Here is a 24,001-nt window from a genome sequence, read left to right as displayed (position 1 = left end):
TTTTTTCTGCTTTTACACTGTGGCCAGTTTTATCATCACTTGTTGTGAAATAGCGCCTTTACTCCAATGTACCAATGACATTCAGTGCCATATCATCGGGCACTTCATTATAAGACAATACATTTAGCCCATCGCAGAATAATCGCGCATAGCGCGCGACCAATGGGCGTAGTTGTGGTGTAACCAATAAAATTGGCTGGTGATTCTCTGCCTTCATTTGTTCTTTAATGATGGGCATATTCTGTTGCAGCTGAGTTAGGATATTGGGTTCAACAGGGAAATTATCCAAAACAACTTTCCCCGCTTGCTGTGCCTGATTCAGTGAACCCAATAACATATTCTCTAATTCGTGATTGATGGTATAAACCGCCAGATTTTTATCGTCGCCATTGATGGCATTAACTATCCCTGAGCGCAAGGCGTAGCGTACATCAGAGGTCAATAACAGAGCATCCTTGGTAACATTGGCGCTTTCCACTAAGGTAGTGGCAATGGTGACTATATCTTTCAGTGAGACATTTTCGATTAATAATTGGCGATATACTTTAAGCAGTTGACTGAAATTAAGTGCTGCAGCCAAATCTTCAGCCAGACGTGGTGACAGTGATTCAAGCCGTTGGTGTAATTGAGTGATGTCGTCATAGTTAAACAGTTCAGATAAATGATCCCGCACCACTTTATTCGCATGTGTCGCTACCACACTGGCACAATCAACTATCTGATAACCCAAGTTTAAAGCGGTCGCTTTATCATGTGGCTCTATCCACACTACAGCCAAGCCGTAAGTCGGATCGATATCCAGAATACCATCGATCTCGCCATATTGTTCCGCTGTAGGAATTGCCATCAGTTTATCAATATGGACTTCGCCCCCCGCCATTTTGACACCATTAATATTGATGGTGTACTGAGAGGGCTTTAAGCGAAAATTCTCTCGGACTTTAATTTCGGGTAATAAAATTCCGCAGGTTTCGGAAATAATTTGCCGTACCCCCCGCAGGCGTTGGATTAATGGGCGACCTTTTGATTCATCGACCAGTGTTACCAGTTTATAACCCAAATTCAGTCCAATTGGCTCTACCACCGGGATATTATCCCAATTGATATTTAACGCACTATCTTCAGAGATGGCTTGGTTGATGGCTGTAAGATCGGGTTCAGCATCAGCTTGCTGAATTTTTTTACTTTGCTGCCAAGCAGCGAACAGGAGTAATCCGGTGAAGCTGAGAAAGGCAAGATGGGGCATCCCCGGCACAATGGCGAGAATGAACATCACAAATGCCGCGGCATATAAGATGGTCGGTTTAGCCAATAACTGATCTTTAATTTCATCAGTCATATCCCCGCCATCACTGACTCGGGTGACAATAATTGCCGCTGCGGTTGCCAATAATAGCGACGGAATTTGTGCAACTAAGCCATCACCAATGGTCAGCAAGACATATTGCTGGAACGACTGGCTAGCACTGAGATCGTACTCAAATATACCGATACAAACACCGCCGATCACGTTGATCACCAGAATCATAATACCGGCAATGGCATCACCGCGAACAAACTTGGATGCACCATCCATTGCACCGTAAAAATCAGCTTCACTGGCGACATCTTTGCGGCGTAGACGTGCTTGCTCTTGATTGATTAACCCAGCATTCAGATCGGCATCAATTGCCATCTGTTTCCCTGGCAAGGCATCCAATGTAAAGCGCGCGGAAACCTCAGAAATTCGCTCGGCACCTTTGGTTACTACCACAAAGTTGATTGTTGGGGTCGTCTCCGAAGAGGAGCGACAAGAAATTGTGGCGCAATTGAATGGCGAAACCATTTTTGACAAGCAATCCTATATTTCGATCCCCTCCAAAAGTAAGAGTGGTGGCGGCAAGTTCTCCGACAGCATTGATGGTCACGAACAGGCCAAAGAGACCAAAAGTAACCTTGCAGTGGAGGTGCCGGAGCCAGAACAGTCATTGGAAGAGGTGGTGGATAAGTCGGGTAAAGAGATGGAAGAGTTATCGCGCATTATTATGCAAATCACCTCAACCTACGACGCGCAATCTAACTTGAAAATGGAGGTAGTACCGCAAGGGCTACGTATCTTGATTCAAGATGATAAACAGCGGGATATGTTTCAGCGCAGCAGTGCGTTATTGACCCCATTCTTCAGCCGTTTACTGGCTGAACTGGCACCCGCCTTTAATGAAATGGACAATAAAATCATTATTACCGGTCATACCGATGCATCCCGTTATCGTGATCAGGTGCGGTATAACAACTGGAATCTATCTGGCGAAAGGGCACTAATGGCGCACAAAGCGCTGGTAAAAGGCGGATTGAGTGAGGAGCGAGTGCTGCAAATCAATGCAATGGCGGATCAGATGCTACTGACTCCGACAGAGCCTTTAGCGGCCAGTAACCGACGTATCGAAATTATGGTCTTAACCAAAACAGCGTCGGACACCCTATATCAGTTCTTTGGCAACCACGGTGAGAATGTCGTGAAGTCGGCGGTCAAAAAAGTCGAACAGTGACACTCATATTTTTCACCGTCCAGCCTACCCTCGAACCTCAGGGCTGGACGGTGTTTTTTATTGGCGATAATCGATTTGTTAACGCCACTCCTGCTAACGCCCATCGAATGTCGCTATTTGTCACGCCAAAAATTATCGTGGCGTGATAGTGACACTATTGCCATTGGTGGCAATCGTCACCCGTTGACCCGCATGGAACTGTGTCACCCCTTGCGCCTGAACAACCAGGAAGGTGGTGCCATTATCACGGCGGACTTCCAGTTCAACCCCACTGCTGCGGTTCATCATGCTCTGGACTTGTTGGCCGACAACGCCACCAGCAACCGCCCCTGCGGCGGTGCCGAGACGGCGGCCAGTACCACCACCAATGGTGTTACCCAAAAAGCCACCCACAACAGCCCCACCTACCGCACCGGCAATGTTATTGCCATCCCCACCCTGAATAGTGACCGGACGAACAGAAACCAAGGTGCCGTAAGTCACCGATTGGGCTTGCCCCGCCTGAGAGCTGCTAAAGGTATCGCCCGAAAGTGTATTATTATTGGCGCAGCCACTGAGTGTGGCGATGGCTAGAGCAGCAACAATGAATGATTTTGTCATAGCGGACCCTTCCTACTTGAAGTTGCAGCGGTGTTAGCTGCGCTTACTCACCCGAATCACTTACTGGAGTAAGCTCATCGGGATTCGCTCGTTTGCTGCCTAACCGGTTGAATAGTGACCGGTAAACAAATCATAGCACGACTCATTTACCGATAAATTGATTAAAACACAAAATATACAATTAACTACGATATTGGTGAGTGAGATTAAGGCTTTGTACCTGCGCTGAATTGACGAGGGGGAGGTCACCGGGGGCGCGTGTGTCACCTTTGGGCATGATATTACCGCTTTGCTGGCTCATCGACTAACCCCAGTAAGGTGATGGCGGCAGCACAGGTAAAGTTGATGACTCAATATACCTATAACGAGTTATTATCCGGGGCTGATATTATCTGTTTTCATTTCTCGACTTATGAAATTAATATTTATAGTTAAATAACTAAAATAAGTAATCGGCTATTAAAGTTATTAAGTCAATTTATGTTTTTGGCTAAATGATATTGAATTTCATCGGCATTATTCGCGGTATCACCTGACAGATTTTTTATTTTCTGGCAAATGAAATATTTTGCTGAAACGGTTTTAGTTCACAGATATTAGCCCCCCAATCATTCAATCAATTTCCATTGATAAAGATCAACTTAATTAAATTGGTGAGGTTACAAACTATTAACACTAAAACCATGTTTTATCTAAGGGTATAAACAGAGGAATAATAATGGTAGGGGAAAAAAACATGCTTTCCCAGCATGGCGTTAACCGTCGTGATTTTATGAAGCTTTGTGCAGCACTGGCTGCCACCATGGGTCTTAGCAGTAAAGCTGCCGCTGAAATTGCTAACACGGTCAGTTCACCGCAACGACCACCGGTCATCTGGATTGGTGCGCAGGAGTGCACCGGTTGTACTGAATCGCTACTACGTTCGACCCATCCCACCATTGAGAATCTACTGCTCAGTGTTATCTCGATGGAGTATCACGAAGTGCTGTCGGCCGCATTTGGTGAGCAAGCGGAGGAGAATAAGCACCGGGCTATCGAACAGTACAAAGGGAAATATGTGCTGGTGGTCGATGGCTCTATCCCGCTGAAAGATGGCGGGATTTACTGCATGGTGGCGGGCAAGCCGATTGTCGAGCATATCCGCGAAGCAGCGGAACATGCGGCGGCGATTATTGCCATTGGTTCCTGCTCCGCCTGGGGAGGTGTGCCCGCCACTGGCGGCAACCCGACTGGCGCGGTGAGTTTGCAAGACGCACTGCCCGGCAAAACGGTGATTAATATCCCCGGTTGCCCACCCAACCCGCATAACTTTTTGGCGACTGTCGCCCATATCATCACTTTCCAGCGGCCACCCGCGTTGGATGCCAAGAACCGCCCAACCTTTGCTTATGGCCGCTTGATTCATGAAAACTGCGAGCGCCGTCCGCACTTTGATGCTGGCCGCTTTGCGCGCCAGTTTGGCGACGAAGGTCACCGGCAGGGCTACTGCCTTTACCACTTGGGCTGTAAAGGGCCAGAGACTTATGGCAACTGCCCAACACTGGAGTTCTGCGATGTCGGCGGCGGCATCTGGCCGGTGGGTATTGGGCACCCTTGCTACGGCTGCAATGAAGAGGGAATTGGCTTCACCAAAGGCATCGCCCAATTGGCGAATGTGGAGAACCCCACACCGCGCGCTGAAAAACCGCTGATTCATAATCCGGAAGGCGGCGAGGTGTCGACCACGGCGACGGCACTGCTGGGCGGCGTGGTGGGATTGGTGGCGGGCGTTAGCCTGATGACCGTCCGTGAGCTGGGGCGGCAACAGAAACAGCGCCGTAAAGATGACGATCACCCATCGCGGGAGGAGTAGCCGTGAACCGACGTCACTTTTTCAAATTAGCCTCTGGCGGTGTGCTGCTGGCAGGGCTTTCGCCCAGTGCGCGAGCTGAGGTACAAAATCGGCCACCGATCCCCGGTGCGTTGAGCATGTTATATGACTCCACGTTATGTGTCGGTTGTCAGGCGTGTGTGAGCAAATGCCAGCAGATCAACCATAGCGAGTTTGCCGAACATGGCGAAACCTATGCCAGTGGTGAGGCCATCTGGTCAAACAACGACAAACTTAGCCCCTACACCAACAATATTATTCAGGTGTGGACCAGCGGCGCGGGGATTCATAAAGATCAGCTAGAAGATGGCTACGCCTATATCAAAAAGCAGTGTATGCACTGCGTTGATCCCAACTGTGTTTCTGTCTGTCCGGTGAGCGCACTGCGCAAAGATGCCAAAACCGGCATTGTCCACTATGACCCCAATGTTTGTACTGGCTGCCGCTATTGCATGGTCGGCTGCCCATTCAATGTGCCGAAATATGATTATGACAACCCCTTTGGCCAGATCCACAAATGTGAATTATGCAATCAGAAAGGGGTAGAGCGGCTGGACAAAGGTGGGCTACCCGGCTGTGTCGAGGTGTGCCCAACTGGTGCGGTGATATTTGGCACCCGTGAGGAGTTGCTGTCTGAGGCGCAACGGCGGCTGACCCTGAAACCGGGTGAAAACTACCGCTTCCCGCGTCAGACACTCAGTGCCAATGACACCTACGAGCACCCGGTCGCCCACTATGAACCGCACGTTTATGGTGAAAAAGAGGGCGGCGGCACACAGGTCTTGGTGCTGGCGGGGGTCCCGGCCGAGAAGCTCGATTTGCCGCCACTGGCAGAACTGGCGACTGGCGCGCGCTCTGAGCATGTCCAGCATACGCTGTACAAAGGCATGATCCTACCGCTGGCGGTTCTGGCGGGTGTCACGGCACTGGTGCATCGCAATACCCGCGATGAGCGCAAAGAAGATGATAGTCAGGAGCCGCCACAGAGCCAGGGTAAGCCGCAGACGCAGAACAAAAAGGAAAGTCGCGATGACGATGCATAAATCCAGCCCACTGGGTGGGCGGCTGGTCAGCTGGCCAGTGATGCTGTTAGCGCCCTTTGTGGTGCTCTGCGCGCTGCTGATAGTCAAGCGCTTGGTGCTTGGGCTGGGGTCTGTCAGTGATTTGAATGGCGGCTTCCCATGGGGGATCTGGATAGCCTTCGACTTACTGGTCGGCACAGGACTTGCCTGTGGCGGCTGGGCGCTGGCGTGGGCGGTTTACGTGTTTAACCGTGGTGAGTATCACCCGCTGGTACGCCCGGCACTGCTCGCGAGCCTGTTTGGCTATGCGCTCGGCGGTTTGTCGATCACCATTGACGTGGGCCGCTACTGGAACCTGCCGTACTTCTTCATTCCCGGCTATTTCAACGTCAATTCAGTGCTGTTCGAAACCGCCGTCTGTATGACGATTTATATCGGCGTGATGGCGCTGGAGTTTGCCCCCGCCCTATTCGAACGTCTCGGCTGGAAAGTCTCGCTGAAGCGGCTAAACAAAGTGATGTTCTTTGTTATCGCCCTCGGTGCGCTGCTGCCCACCATGCATCAATCCTCCATGGGGTCACTGATGATTGCTGCGGGTGCCAAGATCCATCCCCTGTGGCAAAGCTATGAAATGCTGCCGCTATTCTCCCTGCTGACGGCCGCCATTCTGGGCTTCTCGATTGTTATTTTCGAAGGCTCCTTAGTACAGGCGGGATTGCGCGGGCGAGGGGCCAATGAAGCGCCGCTGTTCACCCGCTTAACCACCATCATTGATCTGTTCCTGCTGCTGTTTGTGCTGCTGCGCCTCGGTGAAGTCATCGTGCGCCATAAGACCGATTATCTGTGGCATTTTGACCGCTACGCCATCGCCTTTTGGGCGGAAATCGTGCTGATGACCCTGCCGCTGCTGATCTTCCGTATTCGGCGGGCCAGAGAGGATAGCCGCTTACTCTTTATCGGCGCGCTCTGCATGATTGGCGGCGCGGCACTGTGGCGGCTCAACTACTCGCTGCTGGCCTTCAATCCCGGCGGTGGCTACAACTACTTCCCCACCACCAGTGAAATTCTGATCTCAATCGGCTTCGTCGCCATTGAGGTCTGCGCCTACATTTTATTGATTCGGCTGTTGCCGGTGCTTCCCGCTCACGGACAGTTACATAAGAGTAATCAAACAGAGGTAAAGCATGAGCCAACGCATCACCATTGATCCCGTTACCCGCATTGAGGGACACCTACGGATCGACTGCGAAATTGAGGATGGCAAGGTGATCAAGGCCTGGTCCTCCGGCACCATGTGGCGCGGCATGGAGGAGATTTTACAGGGCAACGATCCGCGCGATGCCTGGATGATTGTGCAGCGCATTTGCGGCGTCTGTACCACCATTCATGCCATCGCCTCGGTGCGTGCGGTGGAGAACGCGCTGGGGATGGAGGTGCCGGTTAACGCGCAACATATCCGCAATCTGATCCTCGCGGCCCATAGCATTCATGACCATATCGTGCACTTCTATCAACTGTCGGCGCTGGATTGGGTGGATGTCACCTCTGCGCTGCAAGCCTCGCCACAAAAGGCGGCCGCCATGTTGAGCGGCCTATCCAGTTGGCCATTGAACAGCGCTGAAGAGTTCACCCGCGTGCAGCAGAAAATCAAAGATCTGGTCGCCAGCGGGCAGTTGGGTATTTTTGCCAACGGCTATTGGGGCCATCCGGCGATGGCGCTGCCGCCAGAGGTGAATTTGATTGCGGTGGCGCACTACCTGCAAGCACTGGAGTGTCAGCGCGATGCTAACCGCATCGTGGCAGTTTTGGGCGGTAAAACCCCGCATATTCAGAATCTTGCGGTAGGTGGCGTGGCTAACCCGATCAATCTGGATATGCCGAGCGTGCTCAATCTGGAGCGCCTGATGCTGGTGAAATCCTTCATCGATCGTCTGGGCAGCTTTATCGAGCAAGTTTACAAAGTGGATACGGCGGTGATCGCCGCTCACTATCCGGGCTGGCTCCATCTGGGCAAAGGGGCGGATAACTACCTCAGCGTGCCGGAGCTACCGACAGATCGCAAAGGCGAAACCTTCCTGCTGCCGGGGGGCTATCTGGAAAATGGCCGCTTCCGCCCGATAGCCAATCACAACGATCCCTATCTGATCAAAGGTATCGCCGAGAGCGGCAAACACGCCTGGTATCAGGACGACGAACCGCTCGCGCCATGGGAGGGTAAAACCAACCCGAACTACACCGGCTGGCAGGAAGATGGCAAATATTCGTGGGTCAAAGCGCCGACCTTCTACGGCAAAACCGTGGAAGTGGGGCCACTGGCGTGGCTGATGTGTGGCATGGCGGCAGACCATGGGCCAACCAAGCAGCACTTCAGCGATATCGGCGCGGCCTATCAACAGCTCAGCGGGCAGGGGATCACTGCCGAACAGTTACCTTCAACACTGGGCCGCATTATTGGTCGTGCGGTGCATTGCTGCGTGCTGCATGAAACGCTGGCGCAGCAGTGGACGGCACTGGTCACCAATATTGGCACCGGTGATGTGGAAACCTTTATCAAGCCGGATATTCCATTGACAGGGGAAATACGTGGTGTCGGATTTGAAGAGGCACCGCGCGGCATGTTGTCGCACTGGGTGGTGATTAAGGATGGCAAAATCGCCAATTATCAGGCGGTGGTGCCCTCCACCTGGAATGCCGGGCCACGTAATTATAACGACGAACCGGGGCCATACGAGCAAGCGCTGGTGGGCACGCCGATTGCTGATCCTGCCAAGCCGCTAGAGGTGGTGCGAACCATTCACTCATTCGACCCGTGTATGTCTTGTGCTGTACATATTGTTGATACAACGGGCAACGAAGTGACCAAAGTCAAGGTGCTGTGATGGGGATTTTGGTATTAGGTATAGGTAATTTGCTACTGAGTGATGAAGCGGTGGGAGTGCGTCTGGTGGAAGCACTGGAGCAGCGCTTTGCCATTCCTGCGGGTGTCGAAGTGCTGGATGGCGGCACGGCTGGTCTGGAGCTAATGGAGGCGATGGCGAATCGCGAGCATCTGATTGTGGCCGATGCGGTGCTAACTGGCCAGCCGCCGGGCAGTGTCGCGGTGCTGCGTGATAAAGAGATCCCCGCCATGTTTAGCCGCAAAGTGTCGCCCCATCAACTGGGGCTATGTGATGTGCTGATGGCGCTACAACTGACTGATGAGTTCCCGCGCCAACTGACACTGGTGGGCGTGGTGCCGGAGTCACTGGCGCCGGGGATCGGCCTGACCTCGACCGTGACGCAAGCAATGGAACCGGCACTGGAACAGATCCTGGCGGCGCTGCGGGCCAGTGGCGTCACCCTCAACCGACGGGAAGAGAGTCATGTCTGATGTGATTACCGGCCATCAACACCATCCGGCGGCATTGCTGGAGAGTCGCTTTGGTCAGATAGCGGCTGAGTCGATGCGCGGTTTGCCGTTTTACCGCGACCACATCCCACTGCGGGCCTGTGGATTTCAGCTATTTGAGCAGCAGTGGATTGGCGCGCTATTGACACCGTGGATGCTGAGTTTAGTGGTGTTACCGGGGCCGAGTCAGAGCTGGCAGCGCCGCACTGTGGGTGAGCGACTGATGCTAGCGCTGCCTTGTGGCACCATCGGTTTTACCGTCAGCGAAGTGGCGGGCTGTGGCCAATACCTGAGTCGCTCGCTGATGTCGCCACTGGATACTACCCTCAGCGCGGAGCGGGCGCTGCAACTGGCAGAGCAAAGTGCGCGCATGGCGCTCTCACTGCCGGTGGTAGATGCCGACGGCCCTGCCAATCCACGGCGGCGCGCTTTGTTTAATAAAGTTAGCCAAATAAAGAATCAGCATGCATGAAATCAGCTTATGCCTCAGCACGCTAGAGCTGATTGAACAGCAGGCGCAGCGCCACGGTGCCAAACGGGTAACCGCAGTATGGCTAGAGATTGGGGCGCTCTCTTGCATTGAAGAGAGCGCCCTGCGATTCAGTTTTGATGTCGCTAGCCGCCAGACACTGGCCGCCGATTGCCAACTGCATCTCAGCTACTTGCCGGCAACGGCTTGGTGCTGGGAGTGTAGCGCCAGCGTAGAGATTGAACGGCATGATGCCGGGTGCCCGCATTGCGGCAGCCATGCTCTGCAAGTAGAGAGTGGCGGCAATTTGCAGGTGAAACAGATAGAAGTGGAATAATTCTGAAGGAGTGAGTTCCTATGTGTACCACTTGTGGCTGCGCCAGCGGCGAGAGAAAAATCGAGGGCGACGACAGTCACCATCACGACCATCACGACCATCATGACGGCCACCACCATCATGACCATCACGACCATCATGACGGCCACCACCATCATGACCATCACGACCATGATGATGGCCACCACCATCATGACCAGCACGACAGTGATACCAATGCGGCAAACATTCAGCATAAGCATAAACACAAATATGTCGCCAAAGGCACACAGCCAGTCATTGTCCATCACCACTATTACTACCATCAAGGCGATGTCCATCACCACTATCATGGTAAAGGCGCTGAGCATGACAAAGCCCCTGAGTCGCTGACTTTCTCTGAACCCGACGACACTGATGCGCCCGCCGTGGAGCCTTTTACCCCGCAGCTACATGCCGATCAACAAGGGCTGCATTACGGGCAAGGTGAGGCCGGTAGCCATGCGCCGGGGATGGGGCAGCGCCGTTTGCTGCAAATCGAGCAAGATGTGCTGAGTAAAAATAACCAGTTAGCCAGCCATAACCGTGAGCATTTTGTTGAGCAACATATTCTGGCGCTGAATCTGGTCTCCAGCCCCGGTTCCGGCAAAACGACCTTGTTGACCACTACTCTGCGACGGCTGGCAGGGCTGGTGCCTTGCGCGGTGATTGAAGGCGATCAGCAAACCACCCACGATGCCGAGCGCATTCGTGCCACGGGGGTGCCGGCGATTCAGGTCAATACCGGCAAAGGCTGCCATCTGGATGCGCAGATGGTGCATGATGCCGCGCACCGCTTGGATCTGAGCAATGACAGCCTGCTATTTATTGAAAATGTCGGCAATTTGGTTTGCCCCGCCAGCTTTGATCTGGGGGAGCGCCATAAAGTGGCGGTGCTCTCAGTGACCGAAGGCGAAGATAAGCCGTTGAAATACCCCCATATGTTTGCCGCATCCAGCTTGATGATTATCAATAAAATCGATCTGCTGCCCTATCTGGATTTCGATATTGAGCAGTGCATCGCCTATGCCCGCCAGGTGAATCCGGGCATTCAGGTGATTGCCCTGTCCGCCAGTAGCGGCGAGGGGATGGATCTGTGGCTGGAGTGGCTGGAGGCGCAGCGATGTGCTTAGGCGTACCCGGTAAAATTGTGGCTGTCGGTGAGGATATCCACCAGCTGGCTTGGGTCGAGGTGAGCGGCGTAAAACGTGAGATCAATATCGCGCTAGTGTGTGATGAATCACCAGCGGCCCTACTCGGCCAATGGGTATTGGTGCATGTCGGCTTCGCCATGAGCTTGCTTGATGAGGAGGAGGCCCGGCAGACACTGGCCGCGCTGGCCCATATGCAGGCGGTTGGATTGGATCTGGACCATATGGCAAGTGGGGCTGGTGATGCGCTACGTTGATGAGTTCCGCGATCCCGCCTTGGTGAGCGCCTTACTGGCCCGGATCGAACACTTACTGCCGCAACTGCCGCAACTGCCGGATCAACAGTGCTTGCCATTGCAGATCATGGAGGTGTGCGGCGGTCATACCCATGCGATCTTCAAGTTTGGCCTCGATCAACTGCTGCCGGACGGGCTGGAGTTTGTCCATGGGCCGGGTTGTCCGGTGTGTGTGTTGCCGATGGGGCGTATCGACAGCTGCCTTGAAATTGCCGCCCATCCGGAGGTGATTTTCTGCACCTACGGCGACGCCATGCGCGTACCGGGGCGTAATGGCTCAATGCTAGATGCCAAGCGGCGCGGCGCGGATATTCGCGTGGTCTACTCGCCGCTGGATGCGCTGACACTGGCACAGCAAAACCCAGAGCGGGAAGTGGTGTTTTTCGGCCTGGGTTTCGAAACTACCATGCCCGCCAGTGCCTTAACTCTGCAACAGGCCAGGCGGCTCGGGCTGAGTAACTTCACCCTGTTCTGTCAGCACATCACCATCATTCCCACTCTGCGCAGCCTGCTGCAACAACCAGATGTGCGCATCGACGGCTTTCTGGCTCCCGGCCATGTCAGCATGGTGATCGGCACCACGCCATACGGCTTTATTTGCGATCAATTTTGTAAGCCGCTGGTGGTCACGGGTTTTGAACCGCTAGATATCTTGCAAGGGCTGGTGATGCTGCTGGAACAGAAGGTCAGCGGGCGCTGCGCGGTGGAGAACCAGTATCGCCGCATTGTGCCGGACAGTGGCAACTTACTGGCGCAACAGGCGCTGGCGGAGGTCTTTACCGCTAAAGCCAGCAGTGAATGGCGCGGCTTGGGCGAGATAGCCGACTCCGGTGTCCAGATAAGCCCAGCGTATCAGGCTTTCGATGCCGAGTTGCGCTTCAACCCGCAACAGCAGCGGGTCGCCGATGATCCGCGATCCCGTTGCGGTGAGGTGTTGACCGGCCGCTGCAAGCCAGATCAATGCCCGCTGTTCGGCGGCGAATGTACGCCAGAAAATGCATTTGGGGCGCTGATGGTCTCCTCCGAGGGGGCTTGCTCCGCTTACTATCAATATCGATAGTTTTCGATATCAGAGTTATGGCAAAGCTGGCCGGCGGGGAGATGTGCCGAATGGATCGTAGCGACGCAAGTCGTCGGAGCGCCCATCGGTGTAGTCGCCCCGCTAGTCTCCGAACTATAACTATTGGTTATCAAAATCAATAATCAGGCTACAACATAATGAATAACAAAGAGATTACCTTGGCTCACGGCAGTGGTGGCCGGGCGATGCAGAGCTTGATCGAGTCGCTGTTTCTGACGGCATTTTCTAACCCAGCGCTGAATGAGCGGGAAGATCAGGCGCGTATCGCGCTGGCGGATCTGGTGGCGCAAGGAGATCGACTGGCCATCTCGACCGACAGCTACGTCATTGATCCGCTTTTCTTCCCCGGTGGCGACATTGGCAAGCTGGCAGTGTGCGGCACCGCCAATGATGTGGCAGTCAGTGGCGCAACCCCGCGCTATCTCTCCTGTGGCTTTATTCTGGAAGAGGGGCTGCCGATGGCTGACCTTGAGCGCATTGTGCACTCGATGGCCGCTACCGCCCAGCAGGCGGGTATTCAGATCGTCACTGGCGATACCAAAGTGGTACAGCGCGGGGCGGCAGATAAGATCTTTATCAACACCACCGGCATCGGCGTGATCCCCGCCGAGATCCAGTGGGGAACCGCAATGATCCGTGCCGGCGATCGGATCATTGTCAGCGGCACCTTAGGTGATCATGGCGCGACCATCCTCAACCTGCGGGAAGGTTTGGGGCTGGAGGCCGAGCTGAGCAGTGATTGCGCGCTACTGGCCCCCTTGATTGCGCCACTGCGTGCTATTGCGGGGGTGAGAGCGCTGCGTGATGCAACTCGCGGTGGGGTCACCGCAATTTTGCACGAATTCGCCGCCGCCAGTGGTTGCGGCATGGAGATCAACGAAGCAGATTTGCCGCTAAAATCGGCAGTGCGCGGGATCTGCGAGCTGCTGGGGCTGGATGCGCTCAACTTTGCCAATGAAGGCAAACTGGTGCTGGTGGTCGCCCCCGAGGCGCAGCCGGTGGTATTGGCCGCACTGCATCGCCATCCGCTAGGTCTTGATGCCGCAGTGATCGGGCAAGTAACCGAACGCCAGCAGGTGCGCTTATGTGGTGCGTTTGGTGTCTCGCGGCGATTGGATCTGCCGCTCGATGAACCTTTACCGCGTATTTGTTAATCCCATTCGTACTTGAAGCCGCAGGGGTGTTAGCTGCGTTCGCTCACCCGAATCACTGACTAGTGTCAGCTCATCGGGATTTGCTTACTTGCTGCCTACCTGCGACTCCAATTACTTTTGGGATCCCAGAGTCCTTTAAGCGGCAGAGAATTAACTATCAGTGGGAGTGTGATGTGGAGACAAACGGCCTCTGCCTGCGGGTAAAAGGCAAGGTGCAGGGGGTGGGGTTTCGGCCCTATATCTGGCAGCTTGCCCACCGCTACGGGTTGCGGGGTGATGTCAGTAATGACAGCGCTGGCGTCACTATTCACTTGTGGCAATCGGCAGCGGTGGCTGACTTTTTGCGTGCGCTGCCGCAAGAGTGCCCGCCATTGGCGCAGATCGACAGCATCACCACCACCCCCTATCACTGGGGGCAACCGCCGCTGGATTTTGTGATCCACCACAGTGGGGCGGGGCAGATGGACACCCAGATTGTGCCAGATGCCGCGACCTGCGCTGCTTGCCTACATGAAATGAACGATCCCGCCGACCGCCGCTACCGCTACCCCTTTATCAACTGCACCCACTGCGGCCCGCGCTTCACTATCATCCACCGGATGCCCTACGATCGCCCAGACACGGCTATGGGCGAATTTCCGCTGTGTGCGGCTTGTCAGGCAGAATATGACCATCCCGCCGATCGCCGTTTTCATGCCCAACCCAATGCCTGTGCGGCGTGTGGCCCGCAACTATGGTTGAGCGAGGCGAATGGGCAAGCCGTGGCCCATGGCTTTAGTGCGCTAGAGCAGGCCGCGCAAGCCCTGCTGGCGGGCGAGATCGTCGCCATCAAAGGCTTGGGCGGTTTTCATCTGGCGGTGGATGCCACTAATGCCGCTGCGGTGGCCCGTTTAAGACGGCGCAAGCAGCGGCCCTCTAAGCCACTGGCGGTGATGCTGCCGAGTGAGGAGTGGCTGACGCGCTGCGTGCAGAGCGCTGATAATGACGCACTGCTCCGATTACTGCGCAGCCCAGCGGCTCCGATTGTCCTGGTCGCGAAACAGCCCGACAGCCCGCTCTGTGCGGCAGTCGCGCCGCAATTAGCTGAAATTGGCGTCATGCTAGCGGCCAATCCGCTGCAACATTTGTTGCTGCAACAGGTGGCGCGCCCGCTGGTGATGACCTCCGGCAATGGCAGTGGCAAGCCTCCGGCGCTCAGTAATGAGCAAGCCCTGAGCGCCCTGAGTGATATCGCCGATCACTGGCTGCTACACAACCGGCAAATTGTGCAGCGGGCTGATGACTCACTGGTACGTTTCACGGCACAAGGGGCTGAAATGCTACGCCGTGCCCGTGGCTATGTGCCGGATAGCTGCGAACTACCGCCGGGATTTAGTCAACAGCCGGCGATTCTGGCGCTGGGCGCTGACATGAAAAACACCTTTTGTCTGCTGCGCAACCACACTGCGGTCTTGAGCCAGCACTTAGGGGATCTGGCGGATAGCGATATCGCGCAGCAACAGCAGCAGCTTTTGGCGCTGTTTTGCCAGATTTACCACTTCACGCCGCAGGCGGTGGTGGTGGATGCCCACCCCGCTTATGTCAGTCACCAATTGGGTAAACAGTGGGCCGCACAGCGGGAGATCCCCTGTGTGGCGGTGCTGCATCACCATGCGCATCTGGCGGCTTGTCTGGCCGAGCATGGCTGGCCGCGAGAGGGCGGGGCGGTGATTGGTCTGGCGCTGGATGGGCTGGGCTATGGTGCTGAGGGGCAGCTGTGGGGCGGCGAATGCCTGCTAGTGGATTATGCCAACTGTGAATATCTGGGCGGCTTGCCAGCGGTGGCGCTACCCGGTGGTGATCTGGCCTCCCGCCAGCCGTGGCGCAACCTGCTGGCACAGTTGCAGCGTTTTGTTCCGCACTGGCAACAGTTACCTGAAGCGGCGGCAATTGCGCAGCCGCAGGGGATGATGTTGGCGCGCGCTATTGAGCGCGGGATCAATGCACCGTTGGCCTCCTCGACTGGGCGGTTATTTGATGCGGTCGCCGCTGCGCTGCATATTGTTCCGTCGTCGATAAGCTGGGAGGGGGAAGCGGCCTGCTTGCTGGAAGCGCTGGCAGGGCAGAGCGCCCAAACCGCCCCGCCGGTCACTCTACCGCTGCGTGATAATCAACTGGATTTAGCCACCTTTTGGCAGCAGTGGCTGGCCTATGATGCCTCACCAGCTGAGCGGGCTTATGCTTTCCACTTTGCACTGGCGCAGGGTTTTGCCGCCCTGGCCCGTCAAGCCGCTCAGCGTTTTAGCATTGATACTATTGCCTTTTCTGGCGGTGTGCTGCACAACCGACTGCTGCGAAAGTTACTTTGCGCGCAGTTGAGCGACTTTCAGCTCTTGCTGCCGCAGCGTCTACCTGCTGGTGATGGTGGATTAGCCTTGGGGCAAGCACTGATTGTGGCGGCCCGTGGTGTTGCTGGGCGATAGTCATTGCCCCGAGACCGAGCGGTGTTGGGTGGTGCGGCAGTTAGTCGAAATAGGCATTGCGGATAAGCACCGATAAATCATGCAATCTCATTGGCTTGCCCAATAAGTAACCCTGCACTTCATCACACATTAGCGACTGTAAATAGCCCAGTTGCGCCTCGGTTTCAACCCCTTCTGCCGTCACTGTCATTGAGAGTGCATGACCAAGATTAATGATGCCCTCGACAATCGACTGCCCCTCATGTGATTCAGCCAGCTCATCAATAAAGCTTTTATCAATCTTCAGCCCATCAAACGGGAAGCGGCGCAGATAGTTTAGTGATGAGTAGCCCGTGCCAAAATCATCCATCGATAAGCGCACGCCAAGGGCTTTGAGCGCCGTCATGGTCTTAAATGCCCCGTCGGCATCTTCAATCATGATCCGCTCGGTGATCTCCAGCTCCAGCCGATGGCTGGGCAGCCCTGTTAGCAGTAGCACTTGTCGCACCCGCTCAATCAGGCGCTGGCTGCGGAATTCAATGGCGGAAATATTGACCGAAACAATCAGTGACGGATGCCATGTGGAGGCATCCTGACACGCCTGCAACATAGTCCAGTCGCTGATTGAGGTGATAAGCCCGGTCTCTTCTGCCAGCGCAATAAATTGATCCGGCATCAGCAGCCCCAGCACCGGGTGATTCCAGCGCACCAGAGCTTCGGCACCAGTTAGTTGCGTGCCTTCGATGCGGTAACGCGGCTGGTAATAGAGGCTGAATTCGTTGTGTTTGACGGCTTGACGTAAAAATCGCTCCAGTTCACTGCGCTGCATTAGCCGATCATTCATCTCACTGGAGTAGAAACTCCAGTGGTTAAGGTCACTGTTTTTGGCTTCATACATGGCAATATCGGCAAAGCGCAATAGCTCCTCGGCCTGCATGGAGTCTTGCGGAGCCAGCGCGATACCGATGCTGGCACTGATATAAATATCCTGATCATTAATGACGTAAGGGCTTTCGATGTGCGTAATCACGCGGGCGCAGAGCTGCTCAATCTCCTTGATTGAGGAGAGGCCGGTAATAATCAGAATGAACTCATCTCCCCCCTGACGGGCCACTAAATCTTGATCGCGCAAACAACTTCTTAGCCGCTCAGAGACTTGATGCAGCACCTTATCGCCAGCAATATGACCGAAGGTGTCGTTAACCGGCTTAAATTTATCCAAATCAACATTGAGAATAACCAGCGGGTGCGGTGAGGCGGCGAGATTTCGCAGCTTATTTTCCAGAAACTCTTTCATTCGCAGACGATTAGGTAAACCTGTCAGCGCATCATGCAAAGAGAGGTGCTGAATACGCTCCTGCGCTTCTATTTCTCGGGTGATATCCGATGCGGTGCCACGGAAACCGATGGTTTCGCCATTTTTGATAATGGGTTTGGCATAAATACGGCAGATCCGTTTCTCGCCTTGGGCAGAGAAATAGGTGCATTGCAGCTCATTGCGCGACTCGGTGAGATGGGTATGTTGCAGCCAGGAGCGGAGCGGAATAATCTCGCAATTGAGCAGCGAATCCAGATTACGCCCTAGCCAATGCTCCACACTTAATCCGGTGATGGTTAAAAAACGCTGAGACAGATAGGTGATGCGCAGATTGGCATCGGTCTCCCATAACCAGTCAGTGGCGGCTTCGGCGACATGACGAAAACGCTCTTCGCTGGCTATCAAGGCGGCTCTATTTTCATCGGCAATCTGTGCTTCGGACATTGCACGCCTTAGTACCAGCCAGCCGGATAGCCCTAGGATCAGTGCAACCAGTGCCAGCAGCGGGAGCAAGATATTGAGCAGTTGTGCACCGGGCATATTTTGGTTCCAGTGCAGCGCCAGCGTACTATTATCATCTGAGGATAGCAGCATTGACGGGTTGGCGGCGGCATCCTCTTTGTCTCGAGGTGTGCGCAGTTGATGGATACCATAATCTTCGCCTAAGGCACTTAGCTCAGTTTGGGTCAGAAAATCGATAAAAACTAAAACAGAAGGTGCACCGGCGACTGATTTAACGCGCGGGTCACTGCCGGTGGTTAAGGCCGCGGCGGCCACGATCACCGGTTGCCCCGCCACCTCAATGGTTTCTGTCGCGATATATTGTTGTGTCGCCCGCTGGCGTGCCGCATCAATAATGGGGGTAATATCTTGGCCGAGCCAATCTAGCAAACTGGTACTGGCCAACTGCCCTTTGATGACGGAGTAGCGGGTCTTTCCCTGCCCATCAACCACAAATACGCCTTCATAGCGAAAGTCGTTATACAGCGACGGCCCCAGATTTTGGCTGACATAGGCCCACTCGGGGTCCACTTTGGTATGCAGATGCTCGTAAGCATCCCCCCAAAATGCATTATCTTTGATGCGAACTTTTATGGCGTCCTGGCGCATTTGCCAGGCTTTCTCTACCAGAAAACGGCTTTGGGACTGTGCTTGTTCATTCAACTGTGAGGCAATATAGATGATGCCCACCGCAGCAATAATAATGGTTGCTCCCACTAACAAGGCCATGGCCTGTAAAGTTTGTTTTGCGAAGAAAACATTATCCCCTTTTGCCCGTGTTTCCGGCCACTTGGAGTCTGTCATGGTGAATTCCCTTAGCACTGACGAAGTTCGGGCTGATAGTGAATATGATAAAAACTTTTTTTTAATCAGCAGGAAGCGATGACTCTGAGGCAATACAAGCTAGCATATTTCTGCATACATATAATTTGAGCTTAGAATAATTTAATGTTCAGATGCTGATTTTTTCAGCAAAAAAGAGAGAATTTAGAAAAAGCCTATATTATTACCGACTTAATCTTAAGGAGGTATGACCTGTTTATTCTGTGGGCGGCGCGATAAGGGGGATCATTCATCAGGCGGTGATAGGAATTTTTACCCTAAGACGTTAAAGTGACATCAGAATATTATTAATCCCGCTAAGCTTTGTTAAAGCCGCACTCAAACACATTATCCTGCCGAGAGTAAGGAATAAACCACCATGCCCACACTGAAATTGATTCGTCACAGGATAATGGCTGACATGCAGCAAGCCCGATTTGCTCGGCGACACCCTCTGACCCCTTATATTATTGCGCTACTCCTGAGTTTCAGCCCATTCGGCGCGATGGCTGCCGACGCGCCACTGCCGGCGGTGACCGTGGCGGTGGTGACCTCAGCCACGCCAGATTCGGCACTGCAATATCTGGGGCGAGTGGAAGCCATTCAAGCGGTGGATGTGACAACCCGCACTGAAGGTTTTATTGCCCGCCGGTTATTTACCGAGGGGCAGATGGTTAAGCAAGGGGAGCTGCTGTATGAGATTGATCCCGCGCTGCATCAGGCGTCAGTCACTCAGGCGCAGGCGCAGTTAGATAGCGCCACTGCCAGTGCCAACCATGCGCAGGTGAATCTCATCCGTTTGCAGCGGTTAGGCAATAATCGCTCAGTCAGTCAGGCGGAAGTGGATGAAGCGCAGGCGCAGCGGGATATCAGCCGTGCTGCGGTGGCACAGGCGCAGGCCAACTTACAAATTCAGCAGTTACAGCTCGGTTTCACCCAAATCACCGCCCCGATCAGCGGTCAAATTGGTCACAGCCGCTTTAATGTTGGCAGCCTGATTAACCCCGCCAGCGGCACCTTGGTCAGTATTGTCCAGCTTGATCCGATTCGTGTGGCGATTGCGGTCAATGAACGCGATTACATCACGGCGACCTATCAGTTATCCGCTGCGGGAACCACTGCTGATAACACTGCCCTGGCGTTTGGCAATTTCACGCCACGCATTCAACTGGCGAATGGTAAGCAGTACCCAGACAGCGGTGTTTTTGAATCCGTCGATAACCAAATTGATAAGCAGACCGGCACTGTGACGATCCGCACCCGTTTTGCCAACCCTCGGCATCTGCTGCTGCCCGGTGGGGTAGTGAATGTGTCGCTGGCGGCAGAAACGGCGAAATCAGTGATAGCGATACCCATTGCCGCGTTACAGCAGAATAAGCAGGGCCACTTTGTGTTAGTGGTGACTGATAAGGATCAGGTTGAGGTGCGGCCAGTGACCCTCGGCGAGCAGTTTGAGCAGCAATATGCAGTGAAAGATGGCCTGAAAGTGGGCGAGCGGGTGATTGTGGCGGGGCTACAACATGTGCGGCCCGGTATGACCGTCAACGCCACGGTTGCTACACCGCTGACCACGAACTAAGGGGAAGGCCAGATGCTGCATTTCTTTATCCGTCGCCCTAAGTTTGCCATTGTAATCGCCCTGGTGATCACCATTGTTGGTTGGGTGTCACTGCATGTGATCCCGGTGGAGCAATACCCCGACATCACGCCGCCAGTGGTCTCTGTCAGTGCCGTCTATCCGGGGGCCAGTGCTCGTGATGTGGCGCAAGCTATCGCTTCTCCCCTCGAGGCTCAGGTCAATGGCGTCAGCAATATGCTCTATATGGAGTCGACCAGCGCCAATAACGGCAGTTATCAGCTCAGCATTACCTTTGCCAGTGGCACCGACCCCGATATGGCGGCGGTTGAGGTGCAAAACCGCATCTCTCAGGTCAGCGCCCAGCTGCCGGCAGAGGTGAATGAAAACGGCATCTCAGTGCGCAAGCGGGCCTCCAATCTGCTGTTGGGGGTCAGTGTCTTTTCGCCAAAACAGACCCATGACGCCCTGTTTGTCAGCAACTACACCAGTATTCAGTTGCGTGATGCGATTGCGCGTATTAATGGTGTCGGTGATGTGCAGGTGTTTGGGGCGCGTGATTACAGTATGCGCGTCTGGCTGAACCCACAACGTATGGAATCGCTGAATGTCAGCGTGCAAGATATTGTCGCCGCACTACAGCAACAGAATGTGCAGGCGGCGGCGGGGCAGATTGGCTCATCCCCGTCGATGCCCGGTCAACAGCAGACCTTAACCATCAGCGGGCAGGGGCGACTGACTGACCCGCAGCAGTTTGCCAATGTGATTATTCGCAGCAATCCTCAAGGCGGGATGATTCGTCTGGGTGATGTGGCGCGCGTGGCTTTGGGGGCGCAGAACTATCAGGTGAGTGCGGCGCAAAACCAGACGGAATCGGCCTTTTTAGTGGTCTACCCGGTGCCCGGTGCTAACGCCCTAAATGTGGCGAATGGGGTGCGTGATGAGATGGCGCGCCTGTCGGCCTCTTTCCCCGAGGATCTGACCTATGAAATCAACTATGACTCCACCTTGCCGGTCACCGCGACACTGCATGAGATCGCGCTGTCACTGACCCTGACCCTGATTGTGGTGCTGGCGGTGGTGTACCTGTTTTTGCAAAGTATGCGGGCGACATTTATTGTCGCGCTAACAATTCCGGTCTCCCTGCTCGGCACCTTTGCTGTGCTGTATGTCTTTGGTTACTCAGCTAATACCCTCAGTTTGTTCGCCATCATTTTGGCGCTCACCATCGTGGTGGATGATGCCATTGTGGTGGTGGAAAACGTCGAGCGCTTATTATCGAATGACCCGAATCTGACCCCGGCGCAAGCCACCAAACAGGCGATGAGCCAGATAGCGGGGCCGATTATCGCCACTACACTGGTGCTGATGGCAGTATTCGTGCCAATAGCCATTTTGCCGGGAATCATTGGTGAGCTGTATCGCCAGTTTGCCGTGACCCTCTCAGCGGCGGTTATTTTGTCCAGTATCAATGCGTTAACCCTCAGCCCGGCGCTGTGTGCGCTGTTGCTGAAGCGGCGAACGCTGTCGACCACTGGGGTATTTGGTGGCATCAACCGTGGTTTGGATCGCGCCCGTGATGGTTATGTCTCATTGACGGGCCGTATCAGCAGCCGCGCACTATTCAGTATTGCCGCGCTGTTGCTGGTGGGATTGGCAACCTGGTGGGGCTATACCCGCCTGCCAACCTCATTTCTGCCGGAAGAAGATCAGGGCTACTTTTTTGTCAGCTTACAGCTGCCAGATGGGGCTTCCCTGAATCGGACTCAGGCGGTCATGGATCAGATGTATCAACAGGTGACCGCCAACGACGCCGTCGAGGATGTGATCAAAATCACCGGTTTCAGTCTGCTCAGTGGCAACAACGCCCCCAATGCAGGTTTTGCCATTGTGATGCTCAAACCTTGGGGGCAGCGGCCACACATTGATCAGGTGCTCGCCGCGATCCAAGCCAATTTAGCAGCCATCCCGTCGGCGATGATTATGGCGGTAAACCCGCCGGCGATTGCCGGTCTGGGGAGTGCTTCAGGCTTTGATTTGCGCATTCAGGCGCAACTGGGCCAATCACCGCAAGAGCTGGCGCAGGTCAGTCAGGGGATTATTTTTGCCGCCAATCAGGATCCGAAACTGAGCCGGGTATTTACCACCTTCAGCGCCTCAGTACCTGAAACCAATTTGAGCATTGATCGTGACCGCGCCGCGCTGCTACAGGTGCCAGTTAGCCGCATTTTCCAAACCTTGCAGACCTCGCTTGGGGGGATGAACGCTGGTGATTTCACCTTGAACAACCGCATGTTCCGCGTGCAATTGCAAAATGATATGGATTTTCGCCAGCGCACGGCGCAGATCAATAGCTTGAATGTGCGCAGTGATAATGGGGCGCTGGTCAGTTTGGCTAATTTGGTCACCCTGACGCCGTCGGTCGGTGCACCATTTATCAGTAATTTCAACCAGTTCCCATCAGTCGCGGTGAGCGGCTCGGCGGCCGAGGGGGCCAGTTCGGGTCAGGCCATGGCGGCGATGGAAGCCCTGTTGGCGCAGAATTTACCGCAAGGTTACAGCTATAGCTGGAGTGGCATGTCATGGCAGGAGCAGCAAACCGGCGGGCAGGTGATGCTTATTTATCTGGCGGCGTTGGTGTTCGCTTATCTGTTTTTAGTCGCTCAGTATGAGAGCTGGAGCATTCCGCTGGTGGTGATACTGTCGGTGGTGTTTGCCGTGGGGGGGGCGGTGGCCGGGTTGTCAGCCATGGGCTTTGCCAATGATGTTTATGCGCAAATCGGGTTGGTGCTACTGATTGGGCTGGCGGCCAAGAATGCCATCTTAATTGTTGAGTTCTCTAAAGCCCGACGGGAAGAGGGGGCCAGTATTGCTGAGGCCGCGCAGGATGGGGCTAAACAGCGCTTCCGTGCGGTGATGATGACGGCAATCTCATTTATTCTTGGTGTGATGCCGCTGGTTTTCGCCAGTGGTGCCGGGGCGATGAGCCGCCAAATTATCGGTATTACTGTATTTGGCGGCATGTTGATGGCGACCGCAGTGGGGATTCTGTTTATTCCGGCGCTCTATCTACATATTCAGCGGCTGCGGGAGTGGGCCAAATCCCGCAAGCAGCCTTCGGATGAAGGTTCGCAACACTAAAATCACTCCCGGATGAAGAGTGTCGGCAGGGCGCTGTTCATCTGGGCTTGGTTGAATAGAGATCACTCTATTATAGATATTCTATATTGTTGTCAGAAGAGGAGATCTGCTCGATTTTGAGCACACAGAAAAACCAGAATCATTCTGCTGTATCTTTGTGCATCTGCTGCGAAACAGTGCGAGAAATGCCTACAATCAGTGCCTCTCTCCTATTATCTCACTCATTATCATCATAAAAAATACGGGTATATCCACGCATTAGCGGATGCCCCGTATTTGGTACAAACT

17 protein-coding genes and 1 pseudogene are annotated in these 24,001 nt (G+C 54.4%); 15 read left to right on the top strand and 3 right to left on the bottom strand.

Features of this window, described 5'->3' with window-relative positions:
* Window positions 1–58: 58 nt before the first annotated feature.
* Window positions 59–1,762: pseudogene (locus HRK25_RS03045) on the bottom strand (flagellar biosynthesis protein FlhA); the annotation flags it as partial.
* Between HRK25_RS03045 and lafU the strand changes: the two are divergent.
* Window positions 1,740–2,528 carry a putative lateral flagellar export/assembly protein LafU gene (gene lafU / locus HRK25_RS03040; RefSeq protein ID WP_032898094.1) on the top strand — a complete coding sequence of 263 codons (789 nt, stop codon included), beginning with the start codon at window positions 1,740–1,742 and terminating at the stop codon, window positions 2,526–2,528. The pseudogene HRK25_RS03045 and the gene lafU sit on opposite strands and share 23 nt — an antisense overlap.
* A 132-nt stretch (window positions 2,529–2,660) precedes the next feature.
* Here lafU and HRK25_RS03035 read toward each other — a convergent pair whose 3' ends face one another.
* Window positions 2,661–3,128, bottom strand: a complete 468-nt coding sequence (locus tag HRK25_RS03035; protein ID WP_005275300.1) for an outer membrane lipoprotein — start codon at window positions 3,126–3,128, stop codon at window positions 2,661–2,663.
* A gap of 736 nt (window positions 3,129–3,864) precedes the next feature.
* On the opposite strand from HRK25_RS03035, the gene hybO reads away from it, so the two are divergent.
* The 12 genes from hybO (at window position 3,865) to hypF (ending at window position 16,376) form a co-directional block, all read left to right on the top strand.
* Window positions 3,865–4,980, top strand: coding sequence for a hydrogenase 2 small subunit (gene hybO / locus HRK25_RS03030; RefSeq protein ID WP_005275305.1), 1,116 nt, complete (start codon window positions 3,865–3,867; stop codon window positions 4,978–4,980).
* A 2-nt stretch (window positions 4,981–4,982) separates the two neighbouring features.
* Window positions 4,983–6,041 carry a hydrogenase 2 operon protein HybA gene (gene hybA, locus HRK25_RS03025; protein WP_032898096.1) on the top strand — a complete coding sequence of 353 codons (1,059 nt, stop codon included), beginning with the start codon at window positions 4,983–4,985 and terminating at the stop codon, window positions 6,039–6,041.
* Entirely contained in the window at window positions 6,028–7,227 is a 1,200-nt protein-coding gene (gene hybB, locus HRK25_RS03020) for a Ni/Fe-hydrogenase cytochrome b subunit (protein WP_032898098.1), read from the top strand. Before hybA ends, hybB begins: the two co-directional genes overlap by 14 nt.
* The gene (gene hybC / locus HRK25_RS03015; protein ID WP_032898099.1) at window positions 7,205–8,899 is read left to right on the top strand and encodes a hydrogenase 2 large subunit; all 1,695 of its coding nucleotides are present in this window, start codon (window positions 7,205–7,207) and stop codon (window positions 8,897–8,899) included. The genes hybB and hybC overlap by 23 nt, the downstream gene beginning before the upstream one ends.
* Window positions 8,899–9,390 (top strand): HyaD/HybD family hydrogenase maturation endopeptidase, encoded by a 492-nt coding sequence (locus HRK25_RS03010; protein WP_032898101.1) that lies wholly within the window; start codon window positions 8,899–8,901, stop codon window positions 9,388–9,390. Before hybC ends, HRK25_RS03010 begins: the two co-directional genes overlap by 1 nt.
* Window positions 9,383–9,880: a hydrogenase-2 assembly chaperone gene (hybE, locus tag HRK25_RS03005; RefSeq protein ID WP_032898102.1), complete on the top strand. Its 498-nt coding sequence runs from the start codon at window positions 9,383–9,385 to the stop codon at window positions 9,878–9,880. The genes HRK25_RS03010 and hybE overlap by 8 nt, the downstream gene beginning before the upstream one ends.
* Window positions 9,873–10,214 (top strand): hydrogenase maturation nickel metallochaperone HypA, encoded by a 342-nt coding sequence (gene hypA / locus HRK25_RS03000; RefSeq protein ID WP_032898103.1) that lies wholly within the window; start codon window positions 9,873–9,875, stop codon window positions 10,212–10,214. Before hybE ends, hypA begins: the two co-directional genes overlap by 8 nt.
* Window positions 10,215–10,234: 20 nt before the next feature.
* Window positions 10,235–11,365: a hydrogenase nickel incorporation protein HypB gene (hypB, locus tag HRK25_RS02995; protein WP_173361759.1), complete on the top strand. Its 1,131-nt coding sequence runs from the start codon at window positions 10,235–10,237 to the stop codon at window positions 11,363–11,365.
* Window positions 11,356–11,640: a hydrogenase maturation factor HybG gene (hybG, locus tag HRK25_RS02990; RefSeq protein ID WP_032898104.1), complete on the top strand. Its 285-nt coding sequence runs from the start codon at window positions 11,356–11,358 to the stop codon at window positions 11,638–11,640. The genes hypB and hybG overlap by 10 nt, the downstream gene beginning before the upstream one ends.
* A complete protein-coding gene (hypD, locus tag HRK25_RS02985) occupies window positions 11,627–12,739 on the top strand; it encodes a hydrogenase formation protein HypD (RefSeq protein WP_032898105.1) in 1,113 nt (370 codons plus the stop codon). The genes hybG and hypD overlap by 14 nt, the downstream gene beginning before the upstream one ends.
* A gap of 158 nt (window positions 12,740–12,897) precedes the next feature.
* Complete coding sequence (hypE, locus tag HRK25_RS02980; protein ID WP_005275328.1) at window positions 12,898–13,914, top strand: hydrogenase expression/formation protein HypE; 1,017 nt, start codon at window positions 12,898–12,900, stop codon at window positions 13,912–13,914.
* A 173-nt stretch (window positions 13,915–14,087) separates the two neighbouring features.
* Window positions 14,088–16,376: a carbamoyltransferase HypF gene (gene hypF, locus HRK25_RS02975; RefSeq protein WP_005275331.1), complete on the top strand. Its 2,289-nt coding sequence runs from the start codon at window positions 14,088–14,090 to the stop codon at window positions 16,374–16,376.
* A gap of 40 nt (window positions 16,377–16,416) precedes the next feature.
* Here the strand turns inward: hypF and HRK25_RS02970 are convergent, their stop codons facing one another.
* A complete protein-coding gene (locus HRK25_RS02970) occupies window positions 16,417–18,978 on the bottom strand; it encodes a bifunctional diguanylate cyclase/phosphodiesterase (RefSeq protein ID WP_005275333.1) in 2,562 nt (853 codons plus the stop codon).
* Between the two features lie 523 nt (window positions 18,979–19,501).
* Between HRK25_RS02970 and HRK25_RS02965 the strand changes: the two genes are divergently transcribed.
* Together HRK25_RS02965 and HRK25_RS02960 are read left to right on the top strand one after the other, a co-directional pair.
* A complete protein-coding gene (locus tag HRK25_RS02965; RefSeq protein ID WP_478212745.1) occupies window positions 19,502–20,575 on the top strand; it encodes an efflux RND transporter periplasmic adaptor subunit in 1,074 nt (357 codons plus the stop codon).
* A gap of 12 nt (window positions 20,576–20,587) precedes the next feature.
* Window positions 20,588–23,713: an efflux RND transporter permease subunit gene (locus HRK25_RS02960; protein WP_005275338.1), complete on the top strand. Its 3,126-nt coding sequence runs from the start codon at window positions 20,588–20,590 to the stop codon at window positions 23,711–23,713.
* Window positions 23,714–24,001: the final 288 nt, after the last annotated feature.

Origin of the sequence: Yersinia bercovieri ATCC 43970 (assembly GCF_013282745.1) — a bacterium.
GTDB lineage: Bacteria > Pseudomonadota > Gammaproteobacteria > Enterobacterales > Enterobacteriaceae > Yersinia > Yersinia bercovieri.
This window is presented reverse-complemented; position numbering and strand designations above follow the sequence as displayed.